This window comes from Kitasatospora sp. NPDC059812 (assembly GCF_042732075.1).
Taxonomy (GTDB): Bacteria; Actinomycetota; Actinomycetes; order Streptomycetales; family Streptomycetaceae; genus Kitasatospora.
Map to the genome: position 1 here is coordinate 1 of NZ_JBHWIO010000163.1, position 6,262 is coordinate 6,262.

The window sequence follows — 6,262 nt, forward strand, 5'->3', positions numbered from 1 at the left end:
TGGTACAACACCCGCCGCATCCAGAAACGACTCGGCTGGCTCAGCCCGGACGAGTACGAGGCAAAGTACTACGCCGACCAGGCGACGGCCGAACCAGTGGCCATCGAACCACCCACACCCGCCCTGACCAGCTAATCAGCACCTCCCACACACCGGGGGAAGCTCAGATGGCCGAGCTGTACGACCGGAGCGAGGCGCTGATGCTGGCGGAGCTGGACTGGTTTGCCGAGCACCGCTTCGTTCACCTGGACGGGCGGGCCGACGGCATCGTCCGGCTGTGGGTGAACCCGGCCGTTGCCGTCTGCGGCGCCGACCCCCGTATCGCCGCCGCCCGGCACAGCTTCCCCTATTTCACTGTCGAGGACGCCTCCTCGGAGGATCGGGTGTGCGTGCACGAGTACAGCGAGGACCTGTGGGAGGCCATCTACGCCGGCAACTTTGAGGCGTTCACCCGGGAGACGTTCCTCAGCCCGGACTGCCGGGTCTGCTGTTCACCGCGCCTGACCGTGGTGTGATTTGTCGGCTTCCCGCCCGTGGTCAACAGCGCCACGGCGAGGCGACATGTGCGAATGCATCGCGCAGGCTATGGCGATGTCGGGCCGTTGCTGGGGCCGCAGGTCAGTCATCTTGGCCCCGGGCGGGGACACCGTGCGGCGTGAAAACAATAGGCTGGCGCTGGCGCCTGGCGTGGTGCCCTGGTCATTCGGCCGGGGGCATCCACGTCCGGGCGAGTTCCGCGACCCAGGTGACGGCCGCGTCAGGGGTCGGCGGGGGCGCTCCGACGACGACGACCTCGGTGATGCCGGCTGCGGCGAGTTCTGGAAGATGCTCCGGGTGGCCGTCACTCAGTGCGACAGCGATGGTGAGTTCACCGGGAGTGCGGCCGCGTCGGGCGCACTCGTCGACGAGGACGGCGATGCGTTCGGGGACGTCGGCGACGGGGATGTTGAAGCCGTACCAGCCGTCGCCGAGTGTGGCCGCGCGGCGCAGGGCGGTGTTGCTGTTGCCGCCGACCACGACCGGGAGTTGGGCGCCGCGCAGCGGCTTTGGGTTGACCCGGATCGCGTCGAAGCGGGTGAACTCCCCGGTGAAGGAGGCGGGGTCCTTGGCCCAGAGGGTGCGCATCGCGGTGAGGTACTCGTCGGTACGGCGTCCGCGTCCGGTGAAGGGGACGCCGAGGGCGGCGAACTCCTCGGCTGACCAGCCCGCTCCGATGCCGAGGCTGAACCGTCCGGCGGAAAGCCTGTCGAGGGTGGCGGCCTGCTTGGCGACCACCACCGGGTTGTGCTCGGGCAGCAGGAGCACGCCGGTGGCGAGCTCGATCCGGCTGGTGACTGCCGCGGCGAAGCTCAGGGCGAGCAGCGGGTCCAGCCAGTCCGCGTCCGCGGGCACGGCGATCTGGCCGTCCGCGGAGTAGGGGTAACGGGACGCGGGCGTGTCCACGAGCACCACATGCTCACCGCACCACAGCCTGGCGAAGCCATGCGACTCCGCTGCGGTGGCGACGGCCGCGATCACTTCAGGGCGGGCACCGTTACCGATGCCGAGCGCGTGCAGTCCTACCCGCATTCCCTACCTCCTGAGGCCACCCTAGGCACCAGGCGCGGACGCACGGTGGCATGGCGCGCCACGGGCGTAGGGACAAGGCATGCCGCGTAGGTGAGCAAGGCCACCGCATCTCCCGGGCTGCGCTGCCAGCCTCGGGCGGGGATGCCGTGCGGCGTGAAAACATGTGGGGCTGGTGCCCGGCCGGTCGACTCCGCTTGTCTCTTGGGATCTTGAGCCCGTAGGTCAGTCTGGTGCGGGGGCTGTTGAGGGGCCACGCACTGTTACCTTCGAGCACGCCGGTCAGATTCTGCTTTCCCCTCGGCCCCTGCGGGCGGGCACCGCCTTGGCGGTTCCGGTTCGAGAGTGGGGAGGCTTCCGAGCGGCGTTTGGCCAGTCAGGAATCCAACGGGGCTGGGTTCACTGGGCTGCGGTTGGGTTGCTCAGGCGGTCACGCCTGGCCCTCGGCTGGGGCAGTTCGGCGTGGCGCACCGCGTTGGAGGCCAGGGCGATGGCCACGCCTAGGCTGGCGAAGATGCCGCAGGCTCCGAATACCGGGGCGGCGCACCAGGCCCCGATGGCGGCACCGACCAGCGGGTAGCCGAGGGGGGCGATACCGACCATGGTGAGCATGACGACGGAGGTGACCCGGCCGGGACAGGCCGGGTCTGCCGCGGTCTGTATGAGGGCGTTGTTCAGACTGCCGAAGACGCCCGCACACAGTCCGATGACCGCAGCCAGCACCGCGGCGAGCCACAGGGCCGACCAGCGCGATGGTGGCCGCGCCCGCGCAGCCCACGAGCAGTGTCCCGGCCAGCATCAGGCCGGCACGGGGCAGCCATCCCGCGACAACAAGCAGTGAGGCGCTGGCCGCAGCTGGCCGCAGCTCCTGCACTGAAGCTGCTGGCGATCCAGCCGTAGCCGATCAGATCTGCCGGTCCGGGTCGGAGAAGGTCAGACCGCCGACGGCGCGCAGGCGCCGGGCCGGGGAGGGGACGGGCGTGGTCTCGCCGGGCGGCTGGCGGAAGTTCGCGCCCTGCTCCACCGGCAACAGCCGGCGCCCACCGGACTGGGCGGGCACGGGAGCGTCGGTGGCGGGCTCGGAGAAGGCAGGCAGGCCAAGGTTGCGACGGTCAGGGGTCATGATCACAGTCTCGCAGCCCGAACAGAGGCGGGGAACGCCGCCCGGCAGCGCGAGAGCGAGGGGGAGGCGGGTCAGCGCCGGCTGGAGGCCCGGCGGGCCCAGATCCGCGGGCTGGACGAGGTCAGCCGGGAGCGGCACCGGTTCCAGGCGATGAAGGCCGAGGCCGCGGTACGCGGCACCGCGGCGGCGACCGCGGCCCGGGAAGAGGCCGTGGACCGTCCGCGGGTGGCACGGGCGATCGCCCACCTCGCGCAGGCACACGGCATCACGGCGACGGCCGGGTGGAGCCTGGACGATCCGCGCCGGGCGGGCGGGGTGGCGCTGCTGGGCGGGGAGGGCACGCCGGTCGCGGTCCTCAACCCGCAGCGCGCGCTGACCCGCGGCCAGGCGCACCTGCTGCCGGCCGGGCTGACCGAATGGGCCGACCCCCACCGGTAGCGAAATCCGCGTACGGGGTGGGGGAGGCTCGATGGGGGTTTGGTGGAGTTCGTCAGGAGGTGTGCACTCGGCGTGACTTGGCGCTCCCGGCGGCGCCGCCGCCCGGGGCTTGGCGGGAGAGCGACAGTGCGGGCAGCAGGGCGAGCGCGAGCAGGGCGACGGCCCAGCCGTAGGTGTCCCGGAAGGCGTCCGCGAGGCCGGGGGCGAGCGCGGCCCGCGCGGCGCCGTCCAGGCCCTGCACGGTGGCCAGTGCGCCGCCGGCTTCCCCGCCGGCGACCGTGGTCGGCAGCCGGTCGGCCATGGCCCCGGTGAGCAGGACGGACATCAGGGCGGTACCGACCGAGCCGGAGACCTGCTGGACGATGGTGACCAGGGTGGTGGCGGCCGGGACCTCGGTCGGGGCGACGCTGCGGGTGGCGGCCGCCATGGCCGGCATCAGCGTCATGCCGATGCCGGTCCCCATCACCGCCAGGGCGGCGATCAGGTGAGGGTACGGGGTGTCGGCGGCGACCTGGACGGTGAAGCCGAGGAAGCCGGTGGCGGCCAGGACGGTGCCGGTGACCACGATCCGGCCGGGGGCGAAGCGGTCGGACAGCCGGCCGGAGAACTGCATGGTGATGCCGGTGGCGAGCGCCTGCGGGATGCCGAGCAGGCCGACGTCGGTGGCGCTTTGGCCGCGCACCAGCTGGTAGTAGAGCGGGAGCAGCAGCATCGAACCGAAGTAGCCGCAGCCGAACAGGGCGATGGTGGCGGCGGGCCCGGCGAAGGCGCGCCGGGCCAGCAGCCGCAGGTCGATCAGCGGCTCCCCGACGGTCAGCGCCCGGACGACGAAGCCCGCGACCAGGGTCGCGCCGGCCAGGATGGGCAGCAGGCTGCCGGCCGCGGCGAGGTGTCCGTGCCCGGCGCCCAGCCCGTAGATCAGTGCGGCCAGGCCCGGGGAGAGCATCAGCAGGCCGGGCAGGTCCAGCCTGCGGCGGGTGCCGGCGCCGTCGCGGGGCAGCAGCCGGGCGGCGAGGATGAGGGCGAGCGCGCCGAGCGGCAGGTTGACCAGGAAGACCCAGCGCCAGGAGGCCTCGTCGACCAGCCAGCCGCCGAGCACCGGCCCGGCCAGCGGGCCGATCAGGACGGGGATGCCGAGCACGCTCATGGTGCGGCCGGTGCGGGCCGGGTCGCAGGCGCGGACCAGGACGGTCATCCCGACCGGCATCACCATGCCTCCGCCCAGGCCCTGAAGGACGCGGAAGGCGATCAGCGAGGGAGCGTCCCAGGCGGCGCCGGCCAGCGCCGAGCCGAGCACGAACAGGGTGAGCGCCATCAGGTACAGGCGGCGGGTGCCGAACCGTCCGATCGCCCAGGCGGTGACCGGCGTGACGGTGGCGAGCGCCAGGGTATAGCCGGTGGTGACCCATTGGATGGTGGCCAGCGGGGCACCGAAGTCCCCGGCGAGGCGGTTGAGGGCGACGTTGACGATCGTGGTGTCGAGGACGGTCATCAGCGAGCCGAGGACCACAACGGCGGCGACGGCCGCAGTGCGCGGGCCGGGTGCGGCCGCAGTGGCCGTGTCGGTGGTCGTCCCGGCCGTGACCGGCTCGGTGGCGGTGCTCATCTTCGTTCCCCCCGGTCGCGGTTCAGACGCCGTACGGGCGGACGGTGCGGGCGTCCCGAAGCGCGTGCGCCCACCAGGTGAGCTGGTCGAGCATGCCCTTGGCGGCGCCGCTCTGGACGGTCGGGTCGACCGGCTCGCCGTCCTCGCCGAAGAGGCCCCAGACGTTGTGGAAGCTGACGGTGTCCCGGACGGTGACGGCGTGCAGCTCGGCGAAGACCAGCCGGAGCTGCTCGACCGCGCGCAGCCCGCCGCCGAGCCCGCCGTAGGAGACGAATCCGACCGGCTTGGCCCGCCACTCGGCGCCGTGCAGGTCGATGGCGTTCTTGAGGGCGGCCGGGAAGCTGTGGTTGTACTCCGGAGTGACCACCACGAAGGCGTCGGCGGCGGCCAGTCGGGGCGAGAGGGCCGCGTGCCGTTCGGCCTGCTCGGCGGTGGGCTCCTCGCCCACGTGAGCCAGCGGGTGCTCGGCCAGGTCGACGACGTCGATGTCGAGGTCCGCGCGCTGCCCGGCAGTGCGGACGAACCAGTCGGCGACGGTGGGCGCGAAGCGGCCCTGCCGGGTGCTGGCGATGATGACGGCGAGGCGGAACGGGGTCTCGGACATGGCTGTCTCCAGGGGTGCGCTGCTGTTCTGTCACCGCCCGTTCGGACGGCACGTCAGGTAAAGTACAACGTGTATGGCAACAAGTACAACGATGACTGCAACTTTTCGAGGCAGTGGCAATGAAGGAGACCCCATGACCAGCCGGCAGGAAACACCGGACCGGCCCCGCCGGGGGCTGGCCGAGAAGCGCCAGGCCATCACCCGGGCCGCCCGCACGATCTTCGGCCGGGACGGCTACACCCGCGCCAGCATCGACGCCATCGCGGCGGAGGCCGGGGTGTCCACCCGCACCATCTACAACCACTTCACCGGCAAGGAACTGCTCTTCCAGACCGTCGTCCGGGAGAGCGCGGCGCAGGTCGCCGACGCCCAGCTGGACATCATCGAGCGCAGGCTCGGAAAGGTCACCGACCTGGAGGCGGACCTCACCGCGTTCGCCCTGGCCTGGGTGACACCGCTGACCGAGTTCGCCGACCACTTCGGGCTGGTACGCCAGATCAACGCCGAGGCCCGGCACCTGCCGAAGGCCGCCCTGGACGCCTGGCAGGAGGCCGGACCGCGACGGGTGTTCACCGCCCTCGGGCAGCGGTTCGGGGAACTGGCCGAGGACGGGTGGCTGGAGACACCGGACCCGGGGCGGGCGGCCGCACACTTCGTGCTGCTGACCGCGACGGAGGTCACCCAGCGTTCGTACTGGGGCGCATACCCGCTGGACCGGGCGGAGACCGAGGAGATCATCGTCGCCGGCGTCCGGGCCTTCCTGCGCGCCTACGCGGCACCCCGCCGGTGACACTGCCGCACGCCTCGAACGCGAGGCGCCGCCCCCGGCCACGCCGGGGGCGGCCGGCGGTCCCGGACCCTGGCCACCCCCCTCCGGGGGTGTTCTCGACCGACTTCGGCCCGTCAGGGGGTGTGTCTTATACAC

Annotated in this window: 8 protein-coding genes; 3 read left to right on the forward strand and 5 right to left on the reverse strand. The window is 72.4% G+C overall.

Annotation, left to right across the window (positions count from 1 at the left end; all coding sequences use genetic code 11):
* The first annotated feature begins 167 nt into the window (after positions 1 to 167).
* Positions 168 to 515 (forward strand): hypothetical protein, encoded by a 348-nt coding sequence (locus tag ACFV6D_RS38440; RefSeq protein ID WP_380563359.1) that lies wholly within the window; start codon positions 168 to 170, stop codon positions 513 to 515.
* Between the two features lie 184 nt (positions 516 to 699).
* On the opposite strand, the gene ACFV6D_RS38445 is transcribed toward ACFV6D_RS38440, so the two are convergent.
* The 3 genes from ACFV6D_RS38445 to ACFV6D_RS38455 all read right to left on the reverse strand — a co-directional run bounded on the left by ACFV6D_RS38445 (position 700) and on the right by ACFV6D_RS38455 (position 2,689).
* On the reverse strand, positions 700 to 1,569 hold the full coding sequence (locus tag ACFV6D_RS38445) for an LLM class F420-dependent oxidoreductase (protein ID WP_380563361.1): 870 nt from the start codon (positions 1,567 to 1,569) through the stop codon (positions 700 to 702).
* Positions 1,570 to 1,965: 396 nt separating this feature from the next.
* Positions 1,966 to 2,289, reverse strand: coding sequence for a hypothetical protein (locus ACFV6D_RS38450; RefSeq protein ID WP_380563363.1), 324 nt, complete (start codon positions 2,287 to 2,289; stop codon positions 1,966 to 1,968).
* A gap of 181 nt (positions 2,290 to 2,470) precedes the next feature.
* A complete protein-coding gene (locus ACFV6D_RS38455) occupies positions 2,471 to 2,689 on the reverse strand; it encodes a hypothetical protein (RefSeq protein ID WP_063352833.1) in 219 nt (72 codons plus the stop codon).
* 150 nt (positions 2,690 to 2,839) lie between these two features.
* On the opposite strand from ACFV6D_RS38455, the gene ACFV6D_RS38460 reads away from it, so the two are divergent.
* Entirely contained in the window at positions 2,840 to 3,127 is a 288-nt protein-coding gene (locus ACFV6D_RS38460; protein ID WP_380563364.1) for a hypothetical protein, read from the forward strand.
* A gap of 52 nt (positions 3,128 to 3,179) precedes the next feature.
* On the opposite strand, the gene ACFV6D_RS38465 is transcribed toward ACFV6D_RS38460, so the two are convergent.
* Together ACFV6D_RS38465 and ACFV6D_RS38470 are read right to left on the reverse strand one after the other, a co-directional pair.
* Positions 3,180 to 4,733 (reverse strand): DHA2 family efflux MFS transporter permease subunit, encoded by a 1,554-nt coding sequence (locus ACFV6D_RS38465; RefSeq protein ID WP_380563366.1) that lies wholly within the window; start codon positions 4,731 to 4,733, stop codon positions 3,180 to 3,182.
* Between the two features lie 22 nt (positions 4,734 to 4,755).
* Complete coding sequence (locus ACFV6D_RS38470) at positions 4,756 to 5,337, reverse strand: NADPH-dependent FMN reductase (protein ID WP_380563368.1); 582 nt, start codon at positions 5,335 to 5,337, stop codon at positions 4,756 to 4,758.
* 133 nt (positions 5,338 to 5,470) lie between these two features.
* Here ACFV6D_RS38470 and ACFV6D_RS38475 point away from each other — a divergent pair, with 133 nt between their 5' ends.
* Positions 5,471 to 6,127: a TetR/AcrR family transcriptional regulator gene (locus tag ACFV6D_RS38475; RefSeq protein ID WP_380563370.1), complete on the forward strand. Its 657-nt coding sequence runs from the start codon at positions 5,471 to 5,473 to the stop codon at positions 6,125 to 6,127.
* Positions 6,128 to 6,262 lie beyond the last annotated feature (135 nt).